12 protein-coding genes are annotated in these 19756 nt (G+C 62.5%); 7 read left to right on the forward strand and 5 right to left on the reverse strand.

Features of this window, described 5'->3' with window-relative positions:
* Positions 1-50 precede the first annotated feature (50 nt).
* Positions 51-518: a biosynthetic peptidoglycan transglycosylase gene (locus tag AC3G2C_RS06415; RefSeq protein ID WP_488383799.1), complete on the forward strand. Its 468-nt coding sequence runs from the start codon at positions 51-53 to the stop codon at positions 516-518.
* 90 nt (positions 519-608) lie between these two features.
* Positions 609-1325, forward strand: coding sequence for a hypothetical protein (locus tag AC3G2C_RS06420; RefSeq protein WP_488383800.1), 717 nt, complete (start codon positions 609-611; stop codon positions 1323-1325).
* Positions 1326-1389: 64 nt separating this feature from the next.
* Here the strand turns inward: AC3G2C_RS06420 and AC3G2C_RS06425 are convergent, their stop codons facing one another.
* Positions 1390-2391, reverse strand: coding sequence for a restriction endonuclease (locus tag AC3G2C_RS06425; protein ID WP_488383801.1), 1002 nt, complete (start codon positions 2389-2391; stop codon positions 1390-1392).
* A gap of 542 nt (positions 2392-2933) precedes the next feature.
* Between AC3G2C_RS06425 and AC3G2C_RS06430 the strand changes: the two genes are divergently transcribed.
* Together AC3G2C_RS06430 and AC3G2C_RS06435 are read left to right on the forward strand one after the other, a co-directional pair.
* Positions 2934-3464, forward strand: coding sequence for a DUF6630 family protein (locus AC3G2C_RS06430; RefSeq protein WP_488383802.1), 531 nt, complete (start codon positions 2934-2936; stop codon positions 3462-3464).
* A gap of 69 nt (positions 3465-3533) precedes the next feature.
* Positions 3534-4022, forward strand: coding sequence for a hypothetical protein (locus AC3G2C_RS06435; RefSeq protein WP_488383803.1), 489 nt, complete (start codon positions 3534-3536; stop codon positions 4020-4022).
* A 168-nt stretch (positions 4023-4190) separates the two neighbouring features.
* On the opposite strand, the gene AC3G2C_RS06440 is transcribed toward AC3G2C_RS06435, so the two are convergent.
* The 3 genes from AC3G2C_RS06440 to AC3G2C_RS06450 all read right to left on the reverse strand — a co-directional run bounded on the left by AC3G2C_RS06440 (position 4191) and on the right by AC3G2C_RS06450 (position 6444).
* Positions 4191-5033, reverse strand: a complete 843-nt coding sequence (locus AC3G2C_RS06440; protein WP_488383804.1) for a restriction endonuclease — start codon at positions 5031-5033, stop codon at positions 4191-4193.
* Between the two features lie 75 nt (positions 5034-5108).
* Positions 5109-5612 (reverse strand): DUF2938 domain-containing protein, encoded by a 504-nt coding sequence (locus AC3G2C_RS06445; protein ID WP_488383805.1) that lies wholly within the window; start codon positions 5610-5612, stop codon positions 5109-5111.
* Positions 5613-5616: 4 nt separating this feature from the next.
* Entirely contained in the window at positions 5617-6444 is an 828-nt protein-coding gene (locus tag AC3G2C_RS06450) for a class I SAM-dependent methyltransferase (RefSeq protein WP_488383806.1), read from the reverse strand.
* Positions 6445-6513: 69 nt separating this feature from the next.
* On the opposite strand from AC3G2C_RS06450, the gene AC3G2C_RS06455 reads away from it, so the two are divergent.
* Both AC3G2C_RS06455 and AC3G2C_RS06460 read left to right on the forward strand, forming a co-directional pair.
* Positions 6514-6948: a helix-turn-helix domain-containing protein gene (locus AC3G2C_RS06455; RefSeq protein ID WP_488383807.1), complete on the forward strand. Its 435-nt coding sequence runs from the start codon at positions 6514-6516 to the stop codon at positions 6946-6948.
* A gap of 112 nt (positions 6949-7060) precedes the next feature.
* A complete protein-coding gene (locus AC3G2C_RS06460; protein ID WP_488383808.1) occupies positions 7061-7249 on the forward strand; it encodes a hypothetical protein in 189 nt (62 codons plus the stop codon).
* A gap of 404 nt (positions 7250-7653) precedes the next feature.
* Here the strand turns inward: AC3G2C_RS06460 and AC3G2C_RS06465 are convergent, their stop codons facing one another.
* Positions 7654-8346, reverse strand: coding sequence for a hypothetical protein (locus tag AC3G2C_RS06465; RefSeq protein ID WP_488383809.1), 693 nt, complete (start codon positions 8344-8346; stop codon positions 7654-7656).
* A 763-nt stretch (positions 8347-9109) separates the two neighbouring features.
* Here AC3G2C_RS06465 and AC3G2C_RS06470 point away from each other — a divergent pair.
* Positions 9110-19738, forward strand: coding sequence for an ESPR-type extended signal peptide-containing protein (locus AC3G2C_RS06470; RefSeq protein ID WP_488383810.1), 10629 nt, complete (start codon positions 9110-9112; stop codon positions 19736-19738).
* Positions 19739-19756 lie beyond the last annotated feature (18 nt).

Here is a 19756-nt window from a genome sequence, read left to right on the forward strand (position 1 = left end):
GCCTAACGCTATACGGCCTGATTACTCAGTTTTTGGCAATTCCAGTTCGCATGATTGCCAGGGCCTGCCTAAGGAGAGAGTGGGGCGTTTTGCGGAGAAAGATTGAGCATCTGTCGGGCAGGCTTGAGAGGCGGCCGGAACTTCGAGCCCCTTTGTTAGCGGAGCTTCTTTTGATCTCTGGCGAGGACCATCGATTCTTTTACCACCCGGGCTTCGACGTTTTCGGCATCGTGCGTGCCATAACTAGGCGAGTTAGGCGGAAAGGAATTGAAGGCGCGAGTACCATTGAGCAGCAGTTAGTTCGAGTTTTGTGTCGACGGTATGAGCGCACGATTTCCCGCAAGATTCGAGAGGTGCTTTTGGCATCCTTGGTTGCATCTCATTTTAGTAAACGATCAATTCCGAAAATCTATCTGCATGTGAGCTACTTTGGGTGGTGCATGCATGGCTACAGTCAAGCAGACTCAAGGCTTTCGCTTGGTGGGGGCAGCGATCGTTGCTATTTGTGGCGGGCTTGATCGCGCGCCTCAAATATCCCGAGCCGCGCGCGTTCTCTGAAGATAGAAAGAGTAGGATCGATAATCGAGCTATGCATTTGGCTGGTCTCCATGAAGTACACCTTCGGATGGGTGTCTATGAGTCAAAATAAAATGCGGCCTTTTCATCTAGACAGTCCATTGGCTTCGTTAAGGGAGAGGCATCCAGATCCCACGACTCTAAAGGCCATAATTGCCGAGTCGACGCGTCACGTGCGTGAAATGTATGTTCGCCAGTGGTTGACTGAGGGGGAGCCTTATGTTTTTCGTGAGTGCCCCTGGCTCTTCGAAGAGGTGAGAGGGCTTCTGGCGAGCAAGTTACAGGTGCACCCAAAGGACTTCTCTCTCTTAGGTAGTGCGAGAACCGGGTTTTCGCTGGCTCCACGCAAATATGGCACGCCATTTTCGCCCCAGTCGGATTTGGATCTAGTTGCCGTATCCCCCATTTTGTTTCAACGGATCTCTGAGGAGTTTCATGCCTTCCGTGGAGATTTTCATTCAGGAAGAATTGCTCCAAAAAGTGATCGGCAGCGAGGACTATGGTGTGAGAATGTGAATTTTGGTGATAGAAATTTGCCGTTGGGCTTTTTTGATGCCAATAAACTACCAAGTCTTGATCAATATCCGGTGGCAAAGTCGATTAACCAGTTGATGTGGGTTCTTTGTCAGAAGCTTGATGCGACTGCGGATGCGCCAAAGCCAAAGAAGGCGTCACTGAGGATCTATAGCGACTGGAGTGCGCTGATTAACAGAGTCGCATTGAACTTGGAGAGCATCTCAAGCAAGTGAGGGTTCGGTCGCTAAAGAAGCGTCTTCCTTGGTTTCAACTTTCGCAGCCATCTTATCCGTCTGCTCAATTCGAAGCCGGCGTAGTCGCCTCCTGCGTGGTCTTCTCCAGGATCTTCATCGCTTCGCGATTGCGTTTCTCCCAGTCGCGCAGGTCCGCGTCGGACATCGGTGGGTCGGCTTTGTAGATCTTGGCTGCTGGCGGCGTGGCCGCTTTGACAGCTGGCGGCGTGGCGACGGGAAGTCTTGCAGGAGCAGCTGGCATGGCGGGGCTGCTCGTGCGCGTGGTGTCCACGTAGGGTGTCGCCGGGATGGGAGCGCCAAGCGCGGGCTTGGGCTGGGTGGGCAGCGCGAAGGCGATCACGAAGCAGGCCACGAGGCTTCCGGCGAAAAACAGCGGATTATCCAGTGGGCCGTCGGGCTCGTTTCTGGCCTGTATGTCCATGACCGTAGCGAGCAGTGCGTGGCCGTCGATCAACTCGATGGGCTTGTTACGTGCAAAGGCGATGGCGTCAGGGGTGCAACCGCAGAGCGCGATGATCTTCACAGCGTTGGCGCCTTCGTGATGCATGACGCCATACATCTCGCGTACCACCGGCACGCCCACCCGCTGCGATCGCCATTGCTTGCATTGCACGATGGTCTTCAGACCGTCTTTGCTTAGCACCACATCCTTGCCGCCGTCCGCGCCACCCAGGCCGGCTTCTTCCACCGTGTAGCCCTGGCGCCGAAACGCTTCGCCCACCAGCAGCTCGAAGCTTCGCCAGTCCATGCTGCGCAGGCTGTCCATGCCGGTCTGGGCGCCAAGCAGTCGCCGGCGATGGCGTCGCTTGAGGAAGGAGCGAAGTGCCGCCGCGCAGCAGGCGATAAGGAGGAACCACGCAAGCGGTGTACACATGCCTGTTGCAGTGGATTTGGCAAGACCGGAAAGGAACAAGTTGTCGCTTGTGCCCCATAACCAGCCGATGCCGAACTGAATGCCGACAAAGGCGATGAAGCCTAGCCCTAACGCCAATGGCCATGGCAGGAATGCCACAAGCTCAAGACCGCTCTCCTTGCGCTTCGCCATAACTCCCCCTGAGTCGCGATATATCCTGCGGCTTTGAGGATAACGGCCAGAACAGTGGGCCGAAAGTCGGAGCCGAGGCGAGGGGGCCTGTATTTGCCGAGGCGCCTTTGAGGCTGCTCGGTTGCAGTCAGGCTTTACGCAGCGTCTGGAAAAGGAAATGGGCGGCGCTTTCGCTGCCGCCCATCTGTCCACCCAGCCAGGGCTAGTGGTCTGGTGGTTGCTCCGCCAGCAGGGCGGTCGCTTGCTCCAAGAATCAGGCGAGTGATTCGGGAGCAGGGTCAGATTAAGCGAGCGATCGTTGGTTCTTCATCAGGGGAACCTTTAGAAGTCGTAAAATCTGACGACGGAGTAGAAAAAGTTTTCGGGAACCGAGTGCCCTGCAAGGTGCGAGAGTTGCACTGAGGCGTTACCGGTCGAAGCCGGGCCGCAGGGTGAGCGCGGATCGGGCAGGCGGAGGGATGGCGCGCGATGGCCTGGGGCGCTGGCGCCACCTTGCAGCACCTTCGAGTGACACAATAGCGCCTTCAGCCAGAGCCACGTCCATGCACTCATCCGACGACCATTTCGGTACCGAACATCACTTCGACGATGACGACAACTCCCTGGACGCCTATGTCTGGCAGCTACTGCTGCTGATCAACCCAGGCGACGACGATTCCGCCTTCCAGCAGTTCGCTGCCTACCGCGACGCGGTGGGTGACACGCCGGAGGACGAGGTGGATGTGGCCCAGGTGGTAGGGCAGGTGGCCGATTGGCGCGCGACTTTCCAGGTGGACGCGGAAGATACGCGCGCCCTGGTGCAAGCCATCGACGAGCTGGCGGCGCGCTGGAACCTGAGCATCGATTGGGGCGGCGATACGGACGACGACGAATTCCACGCCGACCGCGACGCCGCCGAGTTGCTTGGCGTGGCTTACGACAACCTCGCCCCGCACGGTTACACCCTGTGGCTGCGCGACACGGATGATGACCTCTGCGCCGGCTGGATGACCCTGAGCCGGGACGGCGAAGCCATGCGCGAGCTCGCGACCGAACTGGGCATGCATCTGCGCCTGGGTAGCGAGGCCGGTTGAGTCTGGGTGCGCGCCTCGCTCGCGCCACCGCGTCACCCTCCGCCTGCCCACATTGCCGATTGAACCTGCATGACCACCAAGCCTGCGTTTCCCCACACCGGCTTTCTCCTTTGGTTGGAGCAAGCCCTGGATACCTCGCCTAACAGCGCACCCTCTGCGCTATCGCCGGCGCTGGCCCGCTTGTTGCTGACGACCGATGCATCGCCGGCCTGGACGCTTGTGGCGGGCTTGCTGCCTGCGTTGCTGAAAGCGCGTGAGGCCACCCTGCAGGCTGCGCACGACACCACGGTGGCTGCTGACGAACTGCGCCGCTACCAGAAGTACGCCAAGCCAGGAAAACCCTCCGCCCATACCGTGCAACTACGCCAGCGACAGGCCGCCGCCCGCCAAGCCACTAACACCTCGCGCCAGGCATTGAATAAAGCCGCTTTGGCGTTTGTGCGTGAGGCTGGATTGCAGGTGCCAGAACGCGAGCCAATGGACGCTTTCATCATCCATTGGCTGGATGCCGAGGTCCCGCGGGATGCGGGCGACGTGCTGTGGAGCGCGGGCGGCTAAGCAGGCCTTTGCTTGCCGCTTGCTTAATGCGCATCCGGCCTTTGCCGGCATCAGTGTTTTGTGGGCTGTAGAGCGTACATCGGCTGTGACGCAGCCGAGCTACGTCCGCGCCGCGCCTATCGCCTGTAACAGTGCAGTGCTCTCTTTTAGTTGCCCGCCCCATGCGCCTTACGACGCACTGATGATGCGCGTGCCGCGACAACTCGGATAAGTGGCGCATCCCCAAAAGCGTGCCTGCGTGCGGCGATTCTTGCGGTGGACCATGGCGGCGCCGCACGTTGGGCAGGTTGGTGCGTTGGCGTCGATGGTGGGTTCCGCTCCAGAGGCGATGGCAGCGTGCGACATCTCCAGTTCGGGTGATGGGCTGGGTGCGGTTTGCACGGCGCGCACCATGGCAAGCAGGTCGTTGCCGGTGATCAATGCCATGGGCTTGTCGTGGGCGAAATGCCGCGCATCCGCGGTGTAGTCTCCGCAGGAAACGATAATGACGGCATCAGCGTGGTAATGCGCCAGCAAGCCGAACATTTCGCGCACGACGTTTACGGTGACCTGCCGTTTGCGCCATTGTTTGCATTGCACGAGCGCAAGACTACCGTTCTTGTGCAGCACCAGGTCGAATCCGCCATCGGCACCGCCCTGGCCCGTCTCCACCACGGTGTAGCCTTGCCGCCGAAAGGCCTCGCCAACCAGCAACTCGAACGCTTTCCAATCCATCGCGCGCAAGCTGTCCAAGCCGGTTTGTGTCTCCAGCAATCGTTGACGACGTTTTTGCCGGAGAAACGATATGAGCGCGGCGAACCAGCATGTCAGCATGGCCATCCAGGCAAAGGGATGAAATGAACCGTCGGCCGCCGCCTTGCCGAAAGCGGCAAGGTAGGGGTTGGGGTTGCTGCCAAACACCCAGCCAATGCCGTCATCGATGATTACGAACGCGACGACGCCGAAGATGACGCCGGCTGGCCAATGCATCGAAGCCAGCGTTTCGATACCGCTTTCCCTGCGCCTCGCCATACACCCTCCCTGAGCTGCGATTGGCCGAACCATATCGCGATCTGCTTGTGGGATGCATCGGCGCCAGCCTTGTCGCTATAGCAGGCTCCACAGGTAGCCGCTGAGATACATGCCCACGCCAAATGTTCCATGCGTAACCAGGCTATGCATCCGTGCCAACCACGGTCGCGGTGCGCGGCTGGCGGCCACGCCAGCTCCCATGGCGGGCTGCAAGACGAAGAACGGCAGCAGCACCGTACCCAAGCCCACGATCAAGGCGGGTAGGAGAGTGGGGTGGGTGGCCCAGCGTGTTCCGCATAGCGCGAGCAGCAGGGCAGCGAACGCGATGCCAATCAGATAGTGGGCGAGCCAGCCTAGCCCCCGCTCACCCGCTGCGGTGGGCGTGGCGCCTATGGGGTGATGGTGGAAGCGTCCACGTGGCAGGTAGATCAGCCAGCGACCTACCAATGCATAGTCCAACGGTGGCACGCCAAGCAGATGCTTGCGCAGCAGACTCCAGGCATCCATCACCAGCGTTGCGCCCACACCGACGAAGGTGGTCATAAGCAGCGCATGGCTTGCGTCACTCATCTGGTTCATGGGCTCAAGCCTGCGCGCATATCTGCCAACAGGCGGCGGTGTAGCGCACCTGGTCGCCATGCACAAAGGGATCGAAAGCCGGACGTACGGCCTCGATCACCCGCTGCCGCGTAGCGGCATCCACGTTGGGCATTGCCTGCCCCACCGGGCCCAAGCGCGTGAAGTATGGCACCAGCTCGCTTTCGGGAAAGTGGCACGGCACGTCGATAGGGTCGATGGCGATATGCCGCCAACCGCTCGCCTCCAGCAGATGGGCTACCCGTATTTTATCGCCAAAGGCGAATTGCCCCGGTGCACCCGGTTGGCGCGGCGGTAGCGGGGGTAGCAAAGGGGCGGCTGTGCGCTCGGCCAACGTCATGAAGGGGTTTTCCGCAGCGCTGCGCCAGGCCAGCAGGTGTAGTGCCGCACCGGGCCGACTGGCGCGGTGCAGGTTGGCAAAGGCTTGCACGGGGTCATCGAAGAACATCACACCGAAGCGAGACACGATCATGTCCACGCTGGCGGGCTCCAATGCATGACGTTGCGCATCGGCATGGATAAAGCGCGCGCGTGAATGCTCGCGCTCCGCACGGGCACGAGCCAGGGCAAGCATGGGCTCGGAAACATCCAGTCCAGTGGCGTCCCCTTGCGCGCCCAGTTCACGGGCAATCGCGAGCGTAGTGCTGCCCGTGCCGCAACCCACGTCCAGTACGTGGGTGGGTTGGCGGTGGCGTACGGCGTCAACCAGCAACGTTTCCAGCGGCTGGAACATGTCGTCCAGCATGGCTTGCGCGTCTACCCAGACGCGGCCGGAGTGGCCATTCCAGAGGTCGGTGTACGTTTGCGTTTGCACGGTGGTGACTCCCTTGCGCAGTGGCGAGGACTACACTCTGCCAATTCAACTGGACTTGAGGTCAAGCCCGTGAGCGAGCTCGATATTGCCCAGGTTGCGCAACAGTCGGGTGTGCCGGCCTCCACCCTGCGCTTCTATGAGGAAAAGGGGCTGATTGCCTCCATCGGCCGCGCCGGCCTGCGCCGCGTATTCGATGCCAGCGTACTGGAGCGCCTTGCCCTCATTGCGCTGGGTCGTGCCTCCGGCTTCACGCTGGATGACATCGCCGGCATGTTCTCCCCCAAAGGCGCTCCGCGTATCGATCGACAGCGCCTGCGAGAAAAGGCCGATGAGCTGGATCGCACCATCCAGCAGCTCACCGCCATGCGAGACGGTCTACGCCACGCGGCGGCTTGCCCCGCACCTAGCCATATGGAATGCCGTACCTTCCGCCGCATCGTAGGGCTCGCCAAGGCGGGGGCCTTTCACGAGCGCAAGCCACATGCCCCAAAACGGAAGGGTTAGTGGCGCCTGATGCAATGTCAGGGAGGTCTGGCGCCTGATTTCAGTGTTGTCCTATAGCTGGCCGGGTCGCCAGACGGACATCATGACGTGTCTTCGTCAGAGGCTTCTCACGATGGGTCCCGAGGTTCATTACCACATTGCCTGCGCTAACGATGGTCATTGGCACATCCTGCGTAACCATCACGTGATCACCACGGCGAAGGACTTGTTCGCCGCTGCCGACATTGCCACCGGCTTCGCCGAGCGAGAAGCAGAGCTTGGCCTGACGTCTGTAAAGGTGGTTTGGGCGCCCACTCACTGAATATCTGGCGATTGCGTCAGAGCGATTTATCGGTGAGGGAATTTACGGATGCGCTGATTTTCATCGCCATCCTAGCGAGCCCCAAAAACGGGGCAGGCGCTGGGAACTAGCGCCAGTCATGCCTTGAATGTAAATGCACGGAATGATCAGCCCTTCGGCTGTTGAAATGCACCTGCTGTTTCCGCAGGAATCACGTGCGAAATCTCGCTTGATCAAACCTTTCCTAAGGATGCTCTGAATTTGATCGTCATCCCAGCGAATGCTGGGATCCAGTGCCTGTCATTCTCTGAATGTAAAGGCACTGGATGACCAGCCCTTCGGCTGTTGAAAAGCCCCTCCTGCTCTTGCCCCCTTCTTGGGGTCCGCAGGAATGACGGGCAAGAAGTCGATTAATCAGACCTTCCCTAAGGTATCAGTGCTCGATCTTGCGCTGAGTCCTTCGACGGACCATTCGACGCCTGCTGCGTGGCTCGCCGCAACAGCGTGACATACGCCTGGGCACGAAACCGCACGCCCACGAGCAAAAGGCTGGATCCATACACGACCACCAGCACCATGCCCAGGACAAGCTCGATCCATGTGGGTTGGGGCGGCCAGTGCAGGTTCTTGAACTGCAAGTACAGCGCGGCAAGTACCGGTAGCGCGCCAAGCTTCTCCAAGCCGCCCGTCAGTAGTGGGTGTTTCTCCTTCAGCCGCTCCAGCCGGTCTTCGGCGTACTCCGCCATCTTTTCGAGCTGTTCCGCCGGGTATGCTCGTAGCCAGTCGATCAGCGCCTGGTGATGCACCATGTCGAAATCCAGTTGATCGGCGAACTCCCTCCGTTCTTTGGCAAACCCAGGTAGATGCCATGGACGCTCCGGGAGCATCGCGATGATGAGTGCGACGACCTCCACCAGAAGCATCACGCTCACATAGATCACGGCGACCGAAGTGGCTGGCAGCAGCTTGCCTCCGATCAGGCCGGCAAACCCCGCCCCGAACCCAATGAGGTAGCCCAGCCGCTGGCGCCGTCTGGGGGCTATGCGAATGCTTGAGTGCTCGGGCAGCGCGTCAATGCGCGCGTTCAAAGCTTGGAACGTCAGTGCCTCACTCTCCATGGCATCCCCCTGATTTGGCCCGCGCTCAGCATAAAAGTGGCGCTTGATTGCCGCCACAGGCCTCTGTGGTCGATGGCGTCATCCGCTGATTACCTCGTCACCAACGAGAGTATTTTCGAGGAGGGCTGGCAGGAGATGTCGGACTAAGGTTGTTGCCTAATCGGGATGTTTCCGATTGGCACAAGCTATTTGGCGACAGCCGCAGTCGGACTAGGGGCGGGCTTGTCTGTCAGCCTTGGCAAAGACGATGACAGAACATTCTGTAGATCGTATGGCATGGTCCAACACCGCGACGAATCACCCGCTGCACTTATCGATGTACGAATGCGTAGCGCTTCGTCCAAACCGCAATCAGCAAGTTCTCCGCTATGGCCAAGTTCATTGGCATTACAAGTTGCTATTTCGCGCCGACACGCACCCATTCCTAGGCGACTAGCTGCAGGAATTATATGTCGCACTAAAGCGCTCATGCCCTGCATGTTCTATCGATAAATCGTTGATCGTCAGGGCGAGAGCTTTCCTATGAAACCGAATGGCCCGGTGCGGTAATCCCTGCATTCGCCGCGTTGCACGCGATCTGGCAACGGCCAACTCTCTTTAGGTTGCTGAAGGGCCGTTCAGGCAATTCAGAGCGACGAAATGCTGAGGCACGGCGCGCGCCAAGCGACGTCCGTTTCGAAGCAACTTTTTGGGTGACGTACACCGAGGCCAGTACCTCGCGATCTGTGCGAGCACCCCAAGTCATCGCGATGGGGAGATTCGGGTGAACAAGATTTTCAGCAAGGTGTGGAACCGCTCGTTGCAGGTCCTGGTGGTGGCGTCAGAGTTTGCCAAGGCGCGTGGCAAAGGGGCCAGCCGCAAGCGCCAGCGAGCGGCATTGCTCGCAACAGGCCTATGCGCACTCACTGGTGTCGTATTTGCCAATGACGTCTCCCCGATAGCGATACAGGGGGCGACGAATGCATTGGCCACCCATGTGCAGAAGGGCGACGCGACGGGTATCGACGGGAAACAGATCCTTGCGAACATGCGCGATGGGGATGGCGCGAGCATTTCAAGCGTGCCGGAAGGCACGGGTGATGGCCTTGCCATCGGCGCGGATAGCCGGGCAGTGGATGCTAATGGTACGGCGTTTGGTTCCCACAGCTGGGCGACGGGCGAGCGTGCCACGGCGGTCGGTGGCAACAGTCAAGCCACGGGTGCAGATTCCACCGGGGTGGGATACGGCGCCTCGGCGACTGCCCCGAACGCCACCGCCTTGGGTGGTTGGTCCCATGCCACGGTCCGAAATGCCACGGCAGTGGGCAATGCCAGCTATGCCACGGCGAGAAACGCCACGGCGATCGGCGCGTCGGCTCATGCTTTGAGTGACTCTTCCACGGCGGTCGGTGTCGGCGCCGAGGTCGCTTCCCCGGCGGATCGGGGTACGGCGGTAGGCACAGGCGCCAAGGTCGAGGGTAAGAACGGCACGGCTCTGGGTAGCGATAGTGATGCCCAAGGCGAGGCATCGGTAGCTCTGGGCGCCAACAGCTATGCGCCGAGCGCTGGCGCCACCGCGCTTGGTAGCGGGACCTATGCCGGCAACATGGGTAGCACCGCGGTAGGAAGCGGGTCGTATGTGGCCGGTGAGTCAAGCTCGGCTGTTGGTGCCCGCAGCGCAGCCTTGGGTGATTCAGCCACGGCAATAGGCAGTGGCGCGCGAGCCGATTTCGACGGCAGTGTAGCCCTGGGGGCAGGCTCGCAAACTGATCGGGACAACAGGGTCTCCGTTGGCAATCGCCAGATTACGCACGTCGCCGACGGCCGAGAAGACTCCGACGCGGTGAACATGGCGCAGCTGAAAGCGGTCAATGGCAAGAACAATTATTTCCAGGCTGACGGCGCCAACGACGGCACCGATAGCGCGCGGGCGGCAGCGCACGACGCGGTGGCAGCAGGGCGCGGTTCGCACGCGTTTGCCAATGACAGCACGGCACTAGGGGCGTGGAGTGTTGCCGTGGGCGAGCAGAGCACCGCTGTGGGTCATAGAGCGGTGGCGCATGGCCATTTCAGCACGGCATCGGGCGCATTCAGTTTCGCTGGGGGTGCTTACAGCGCGGCGTATGGCACGGGAAGTGTTTCCAATGGGCTCGCAGGAACGGCGCTGGGCCCTGGTAGCCAAACCTGGGGAGACTACGCGACGGCAGTAGGTCCGTTGGCGTCTGCACGAGGCATGCGAGCAACGGCTGTTGGCGTGAGTAGTATCGCCAACAGCGAGGGTGCGGTAGCACTAGGTGAAGAGAGCCGCTCTGAGGGAGTCCGCAGCACGGCGCTGGGTTCTCGTTCTAGCGCAGTGGCGGATTTCAGCACGGGTGTCGGTGCCCACAGCTATGCGTATGGTGCCTACAGCACTGCCACTGGTTATGGCAGCTATGCCTCGGGTATTGGCAGCACTGCACTCGGCGCAACCGCTACTGCGCTCGACTACGGGGCGACGGCCGTTGGCCTCTATGCGCATGCTGAAGCGCTATCGAGTACGGCCCTGGGGTTCTCCTCGCGAGCGGTAAGCCCAAGCAGCGTTGCGCTGGGCGAACAGGCGACTGCCGAAGGCAATTACAGCAACGCGCTGGGTGCGCTCTCTTCGGCTAAGGGAGATTACAGCACCGCCATCGGATCACTTAGCAACGCGACGGGAAGTCGTGCTCAGGCGCTTGGCGTGGGTAGTGGCGCCAAGGGTAGCGACGCCGTTGCGCTCGGCAGCGGTGCACAAGCGCACGCGAACGGCACAGTAGCGTTGGGTGGTTACGCAGATCCCAGTGTGTTCGGTTCGCCGCGTCCTGCACAGGCCTGGGCAGTGAATTCGACCGTGATCGGTGCAGGCGCCTATACCGATGCAGGCGCCACCAGCGGCGTGGCGATCGGTCCCGCTACGGTCTATGGAAAGGAAGGCATTGCCATTGGCAAGTTCGCGCTCGCCACGGGTAGCCAGGCTGCGGCCATCGGCAGCGGCGCGCGCGCCTATGATGCAGGTAGTGTCGCACTTGGTGCGGGCTCAAAGACCGATCGCGCCAACAGCGTATCCGTTGGCAGTGCCGATATGGCTCGCCAGATTACGCATGTGGCCGCTGGTACGCAGGACACCGACGCAGTCAATGTCGAGCAGCTGCGGAGTACGGTCGACACCGCATCTGCTAAGACGCGTTACTTCCAGGCACAGGGTGTATCGACTGGCGATGACGATGCGCACGCCGAGGGTGCAAACAGCGCTGCGGTAGGTGCCGACGCCTATGCCGCCGGTGACCAAAGCACGGCGCTTGGCGCGGGCAGCAATGCCGGTGCGACCGAGTCGGTCGCCGTGGGCGCCAACAGCTACGCGCAGAGCAACTACGCCACGGCTGTCGGCGGTGGCAGCTACGCCATGGCCGAAGGCAGTACAGCGGTGGGTAATGGCGCCAGCGCCACGGGCGTGCGCGGCGTTGCACTTGGCTATGGCAGCTCTTCGAGCGGCCCGCAAGCACTCGCTTTGGGTGCCAATAGCGTTGCCGCGGGCAACAACGCTGTGGCCATAGGCGTCGAAAGTGTGGCTTCCAATGCCCACACCGCAGCCTTCGGCATTCGCGCGAATGCCGAGGGCCTCAACGCTGTGGCGATTGGCGCCAATGCCAGTGGCACGAAATCGTTCACCACGAGCCTTGGTGCCTTTAGTTCGGCCTCCAACGACTACGGCGTGGCCCTTGGCGCGAACGCGATCGCCAGTGGCATTCTTTCGACGAGTACGGGCACCTTGAGTAAGGCCTTGGGGCGAGAGAGTAGTGCGTTTGGCTATCTAAGCGCGGCGAAGGATTTCAGGGCAACCGCCATCGGTGCATCGAGTAGCGCAGATGTCTCGGGTACGGCTGTGGGCTACGGTAGTGTCGCCAACGTCAACTCGACCGCGGTTGGCCTTGGGTCGATGGCGGGCATCAACGTGTTCCAGAACGGCGCGCTGGTCGACGCGAAGCAGGGCACCGCGATCGGCTTGCAAGCGATGGCATTGGGGCATAACAGCACCGCACTAGGTATGCGCGCCATAACGCAGGCAAAGAATGCCACCGTGCTGGGCGGCGGAGCCACCACCACCGGGAGCGCGATAAATAGCGTCGCCTTGGGTGCCGATTCCGTAGCGGATCGCGCGGACACCGTGTCGGTGGGCACGGCAAAAGACCAGCGCCAGATCGTCAACGTAGCCAAGGGCACGCAAGCGACTGACGCGGTGAACCTGGCTCAGTTGCAAGACACCACGCGCTACTTCCAGGCCAAGGGTGCGAATGACGGCAGCGACGATGCGCATGCCGATGGCGCTGAAAGCGTAGCAAGCGGCGTGGATGCGTACGCATCGGCGGATCGCAGCGCGGCCATGGGTGCCCATAGCAATGCGGGCGGGGTCGAGTCAGTGGCGGTGGGTGCGAACAGCTACGCCCAGGGCGCCTACAGCATCGCCATGGGGGGCGGTAGTTTTGCGGCGGCAGAAGGTGCTACCGCCGTGGGCAATGGCTCCACCGCGATGGGCAAGAATGCCACCACGCTGGGCAATGCAAGCTATGCGGTCAACGACAACAGTACCGTCTTGGGAGCCATGAGCACGGCCCAAGGTGAACGCACTACTGTCGTCGGCGCGAATGCCTCCGTGAAGGGCAAGTACGCCACTAGCCTTGGCGAGGGCAGTACCGCCCAGGGCATGGCCGCCACCGCCGTCGGTGCATCAGCTTCGGCGCTGAATGTCTTGTCCACCGCTGTTGGTATGCGTGCTAAGGCCGACGGGCAGGGCGGGGTCGCCATTGGCGGAGACGCTCTATCGTCGGGCACCGGTGCCGTATCGGTTGGCAATACCAGCATCGCGTCGAAGTACGCCGTGGCTATGGGGATGCAGACGAACGCCAAGGGTCTGTCCACAGCGATCGGCATGCGGGCCAAGGCGGGCGCCGAAGGTACGGACGCACAGGGTCGGGCCTTTCTCTACAAGGGCGTGGCTATCGGTGCGATGTCGTCAGCCGTTGGCGATGGCAGCGTAGCGGTGGGCAACGAAGCCTGGGCGACGGAGAACGGCGCGACCGTAGTGGGCTACAACAGCTATGGCCAGTCCTTGAATGCGACCGTGCTTGGCAATAACGCATGGACCACCAAGGGCGCCGTCAACAGCGTTTCGTTGGGTGCAGGCTCGCTGGCCGATCGTGCCGATACGGTATCGGTGGGTGCGGCCAAGGAGTGGGTCGACGCGGCAGGCGTGAAGCATGCCGCGATCGATCGCCAGATAGCCAACGTGGCGAAGGGCACGGAAGCCAGCGATGCCGTGAACCTATCGCAGTTGGACGAAGTGGCGGCCAAGTCGGCAAGTGCACGTTACTTCAAGGCCAAGGGTGCCAACGACGGTAGCGATGATGCGCACGCCGATGGCCAGGAAAGCGTGGCGATCGGTGCGGATGCCTACGCGAGCGAGCAGAAGGCCGTAGCACTGGGCGCGCATAGCGGCGCGGGTGGTATCGAGGCCGCGGCCGTGGGTGCCAATAGCTACGCCAGCGGTGACTACAGCACGGCGGTTGGCGGCGGCAGCCTGGCGGAGGCCGTGGGCGCCACGGCGTTGGGTAATGGCGCCGCGGCCACGGGCAACTACAGCGTCGCTCAAGGCTATGGCAGCGCTGCCCAGGGCGTATCGTCGGTCGCGCTGGGCGAGCGCAGTCGCGCCAGCGATGAGGGCTATGGCACTGCAGTGGGCGGCCAAAGCCAAGCGGGTGGCATGTATGCCACCGCCGTGGGTTACAAGGCCAGCAGTCAGGGCGATGGCGGCACGGTGGCCATTGGTGCGCTGAGCGCCGCCAATGGCAAGGGCGCGATTGCAGTCGGCGGCGGCGCCACATCTGCCAAGCCGGGCGGTACGGTGGTTGGCGGCTTTGCCAATGCCGACGACTATGCCGGCACGGCAATTGGCTATGGCGCAACGGCGCGCGGGCGCAGCAGCAGCGTGCTGGGTAGTGGCGCCAATACCTTTGCCTGGTTCGCCACAGCGATCGGCGATGGCAGCATGGCCGTGGCTGAGGGCAGTGTGGCTCTCGGTGCGCGTGGCGACGCCGATGAGGTATCCGGGCGCAGCACTACCTCGGGCGGCTTGCGTAGCGTTGCGCTGGGTGCGGGCGCCGCGTCGTTCGGCAAGAACAGTGTGGCCTTGGGCGCCGGCGCCACCACCGGACTCGACTTGAGTTCGCAGGAAGAAGGAGAAGATGGCGTTGCCATCGGCCATCGCGCCCTGGCTGGACGTGACGGCGATAGCACCAGCATCGCCAAGCAGACCGTGGCGCTGGGTAGCGAAGCCTGGGCGACGGAGAACGGCGCCACGGCGGTGGGCTACAACAGCTACGCGCAGTCGGTGAATGCGACGGTGCTCGGCAATAACGCATGGACCACCAAGGAGGCCGTCAACAGCGTTTCGCTGGGTGCGGGTTCGCTGGCGGACCGTGCCAACACGGTATCCGTAGGTGCGGCGAAGGAGTGGACCGACCTGGCAGGCGTGAAGCACGCTGCAATAGATCGTCAGATCACCAACGTGGCGAAGGGCACGGAAGCTAGCGACGCCGTGAACCTATCGCAGTTGGACGAAGTGGCAGCCAAGTCGGCCAGCGCACGCTACTTCCAGGCCAAGGGTGCCAACGACGGTAGCGATGATGCGCACGCGGAAGGCGGCGAAAGTGTCGCCAGCGGTGCCGACGCGTATGCCGCTGGCAACCAGAGTATTGCGCTGGGAGCGCATAGCAATGCGCAGGGCGATCAGTCTGCCGCTCTGGGCGCCAATAGCTACGCAGAAGGGAGTTACAGCACTGCTGTTGGCGGTAACAGCTTCGCCAGGGGCAATGCGTCGACAGCAGTCGGCAATAGCGCCAGCGCCACTGGCGATTACAGCATGGCGAGTGGTTACGGTAGCGTGGCCGCCGGAAAGGCAGCCATTGCATCTGGTCTTCAGGCCAGAGCGTTGAGTGAGTCGGCGGTTGCGATAGGAACGAACAGCACCGTTGCTGAGAGCATCGGTGCCATCGCCGTCGGCGTGAACAGCTCGGTGACTCAAGGTCCGGGCGCTGTTTCCCTCGGTATGAACAGCAATGCGGCGGGAACCTGGAGTATGGCCTTGGGCGCCTATGCCAAGGCGAATCAATCCTGGACAACGGCCTTGGGACCAGGTGCTCAGGCAACAGCCTGGGGTGCTGTGGCGGTTGGCCAAGCGGCTGCCTCGGGTCATGAAACCGTTGCAATGGGCATGAGCGCCATCGCCAAGCAAGCCTATTCGGTGGCGTTGGGTACAGAGAGCGCGGCCACGGGCAACTACAGCACGGCGGTGGGTGGTGTAGGACGCCCGTTTGCGGGTGGTGCATCTGCGACGGGAGATGCGAGCACCGCCATTGGCGCAAGCGCCAAAGCCACCGCGAAGAATGCCGTGGCGCTCGGCGTAGCCGCAAAGGCCGGGCAGGATGGCTTGAGCCAAACGTCTGCGACGCAGACCACTGCAGTAGGCACGGACGCTTGGGCCACGGAGGATGGTGCCACCGTGGTGGGTTACAACAGCTACGCGCAGGCAGTGGATGCGACGGTGCTGGGTAATAATGCCTGGACAACCAAAACGGCCAAAAATAGCGTTGTGCTGGGTGCAGGCTCACTGGCCGATCGCGCTAACACGGTATCGGTGGGTGCGGCGTACGAGTGGACCGATGCGGCAGGCGTAAAGCACGCAGCGATAGATCGCCAAATCACCAACGTCGCTAGAGGTGCGCAGGATACCGACGCCGTCAACAAGTCCCAATTGGACGAGGTGGCGGCCATGTCGGCCAGTGCGCGCTACTTCCAGGCCAAGGGTGCCAACGATGGTAGTGATGATGCTCACGCGGAGGGCAGCGAAAGTGTCGCCAGCGGCGCAGACGCGTATGCCGCCGGCAACCAGAGTGTCGCGTTGGGGGCGCATAGCAGCGCGCAGGGCGAGCAATCGGTCGCATTGGGAGCGCAAAGCGACGCGCATGGCGACTACACCACAGCGCTAGGCGGCGGCAGTTTCGCTGCGGCCCCCGGTGCAACGGCCATCGGTAACGCCGCCAGCGCCACCGGCGCGTACAGCTCGGCCAGTGGCTACGGCAGTGTCGCGACGGGTCGAGCGGCGACCGCTTTGGGCAATCGCGTGGCCGCCCTTGGCGACTCCTCTGTGGCCATGGGTGACGGCAGTGTTGCGGGTGTCATTTACGGCACGGCGATTGGTGCCAATGCCCAAGCAATGGACTTTGCCAGTATCGCAATGGGCTGGAACAGCAGCGTGATCATGGGCAGCGGCGCGATCGCGATAGGCGCGTATAGCATGGCTGATGGCGCGTGGAGTGTTGCCGTGGGTGCCAATACCAAGGCAAGCAAGCCATGGACGGCGGCGTTCGGGCCGGGCGCTCAGGCTACGGCCTGGGGTGCGGTGGCCGTAGGCGCCGCTGCTGCGCGTGGCTGGGAATCCACGGCGTTGGGCTACGGCGCGATGGCTACGCAGGGCTATTCCGTGGCGTTGGGCGCGGAAAGCGTGGCTACAGGCAATTACAGCACCGCAGTGGGTGGCGTGGGCCGTTGGAATGATATTGGTGCGGCGGCCACGGGCGAGGAGAGTACGGCGGTTGGCGCGAGCGCCAAGGCGACGGCAACCAGTGGCGTCGCCATGGGTGTGAACGCGCTGGCGGGCAAGGATGCCTTCAGCCAGACCTCCGCTGACCAGACCACCGCCATCGGTACGGAAGCATGGGCGACGGAGGATGGTGCCACGGTTGTTGGCTACAACAGCTACGCGCAGGCGGTGAACTCGACGGTGATGGGTAACAACGCCCGGGCGACCAAGGCGGCGGTGAACAGCGTTGCGTTGGGTGCAGGTTCGCTGGCCGATCGAGCCAATACGGTGTCGGTGGGCGCGGCGCAGGAATGGACCGATGAACATGGCGTCAAGCATGCCGCGATCGCCCGCCAGATCACCAACGTAGCCAAGGGCGTCCATGCGACGGATGCGGTGAACCTGTCGCAGTTGAACGAGCTGGCTGCCAAGGCCGCGGGTAGCACGCGCTACTTCCAGGCCAGCGGTGCCAACGACGGTAGCGATGATGCTCACGCCGATGGTGCGGGAAGCGTGGCCAGTGGTGCCGATGCATATGCTGGCGGGGAGCAGAGCAGTGCCTTGGGCGCGCACAGTGCCGCGATGGGTGAGCAGGCCGTGGCCGTGGGTGCCAATAGCTTTGCAGAAGGCAACTACGGCACCGCAATAGGCGGGGGAAGCTTTGCGCAAGGCGAAGCCGCCACAGCGTTGGGCAATAGCTCCAATGCCACAGGCGACTACAGTCTGGCTAGCGGCTACGACAGCATTGCCGCTGGCAAGAACAGTGTGGCGGTAGGTGCCTCGGCGGCGGCGATGGGTCGGGAAAGTACCAGCGTCGGTGCCGCCAGCCAGGCCTTGGGTAGCGGCAGCTCGGCTTTCGGCAGTGGCGCATGGGCTAATGGCCAGAGTTCCACTGCTTTGGGTGCTGGCAGCACTGTGGATGACATGGCCTATCGCAGCGTAGCCGTAGGTGCTCGCAGCTACGCCAAGGGCATGCGATCGATTGCTGCGGGTTATGGCAGTACGGCAGCTGCGTGGGGTGTGGCCATGGGCTACAACAGCTACGCGGAATCCCAGTCGGTTGCTCTTGGCTATTCGGCCCACGCAGGCGCGGATATCTATGACGATAACGGCCTACTGGTGGGAACACGGCCGGGCATCGCGGTGGGCGATGAAGCCAGTTCTCTCGGTAAAAACAGCGCAGCAATCGGTCGCTACGCGACAGCACTGGCCGAGAACAGCGTATCGCTCGGTTACAACGCAACGGCTGGCAAGGACGCCGACAGCATCACTGGTGCATCCAACACGACTGCTCTTGGCAGTGATGCCTGGGCCACCGAGGATGGCGCTACTGTCGTGGGTTACAACAGCTACGCGCAAGCGGTAAACGCGAGCGTGTTGGGCAACAACGCCTGGACCACCAAGAATGCAGAGAACAGTGTAGCCTTGGGTGCAGGTTCGCTGGCCGATCGTGCCAACACGGTTTCGGTAGGCGCCGCGTATGAGTGGACCGACGCCGCAGGCGACACGCACGCGGCGATTGATCGCCAGATCACCAACGTGGCAGACGGCTCCGAAGACTCCGATGCCGTGACGGTTCGCCAGCTGAAGGCGGCCGGTTTGGTCGATGGTGGCGGCAGCACCATGGACGCCGTGGTGTATGACGGCGGCAGTCAACGTGGTGTCATTACCTTGGGCGGCTCGGCGGGTACGCGCATCACCAACGTGGCGGATGGCCGGATCGAAGCCGGCAGCCGCGATGCCATCAATGGTGGCCAGATCGCGGCCCTGCGCGGCGCACTGGAAAGCTCTATGGGTGTATTGGATGGCCGGGTGACTGCGCTGGAGGGCGCAGGCAGTGACCCGGTTGAAGTTACTCCCCCATTCGGCCCACAGGACTTGCCCTACATCGATGGCAATGCCATTGGCTCCTCGGACTTACGGGCTAACGCAGGCGACAGCGCGGGTGTGGCCGTGGGTTATGGCTCCAATGCGAGCGGCGAGAACGCCTCGGTGTTCGGCCAGAACGCGACAGCCCTGGGCCACTACGGCACGGCTGTCGGCAATGACAGTTATGCGGCCGGCCCCAAAGACACCGCCATCGGCGGCAACGCCAAGGTGCATGCCGATGGCAGCGTGGCGGTGGGTGCCAGCGCCACGATCAGCTCCGCGTTGGCTACCAACGCCGTAGCCATCGGTGCGGATGCGCAGGTGTCCGCGGCGTCGGCCACCGCGATTGGCCAAGGTGCCAGTGCCACCGCCACGGGCGCCGTGGCATTGGGCCAGGGCGCCGTGGCGGATCGTGCAAACACCGTGTCGGTGGGCTCGGCCACCGCACAGCGCCAGATCACCAACGTGGCGGCGGGCACGGCGACAACAGATGCCGCCAATGTGGGGCAGATCCAAGAGGCGTTGGTCACCGCCAAGTCGTATGCAGACACGGGCGACGCCAAAACCTTGAGCTCGGCCAATGCCTATACGGATGCGAAGCTGGCCAACTCGGTGAATCAGGCCGAGTTCAACATCTTCCGCAACCAGATCAACACTCGCGTCAATCGCGTGGGCGCCATGGGCGCAGCCCTGGCAGGCATGGCCGGCGCCATCGCTGGCGCACCCAGTACCGAACACCGCGTGAGTGCAGCAATGGGCGGTTACGGCGGTCAGGGTGCACTGGCCGTGGGTTACTCACATCGCTTGCCGGGCAACGGCAGCGTGTTGCTCGGTGGAACCGTCGCCGGTGGCGGCGAATCCAGCGGTACGGTCGGCGTCAGCTTCGGCTGGTGACGACACACGGCTCCCCGG

The organism is Frateuria sp. sgz306004, from assembly GCF_057750885.1.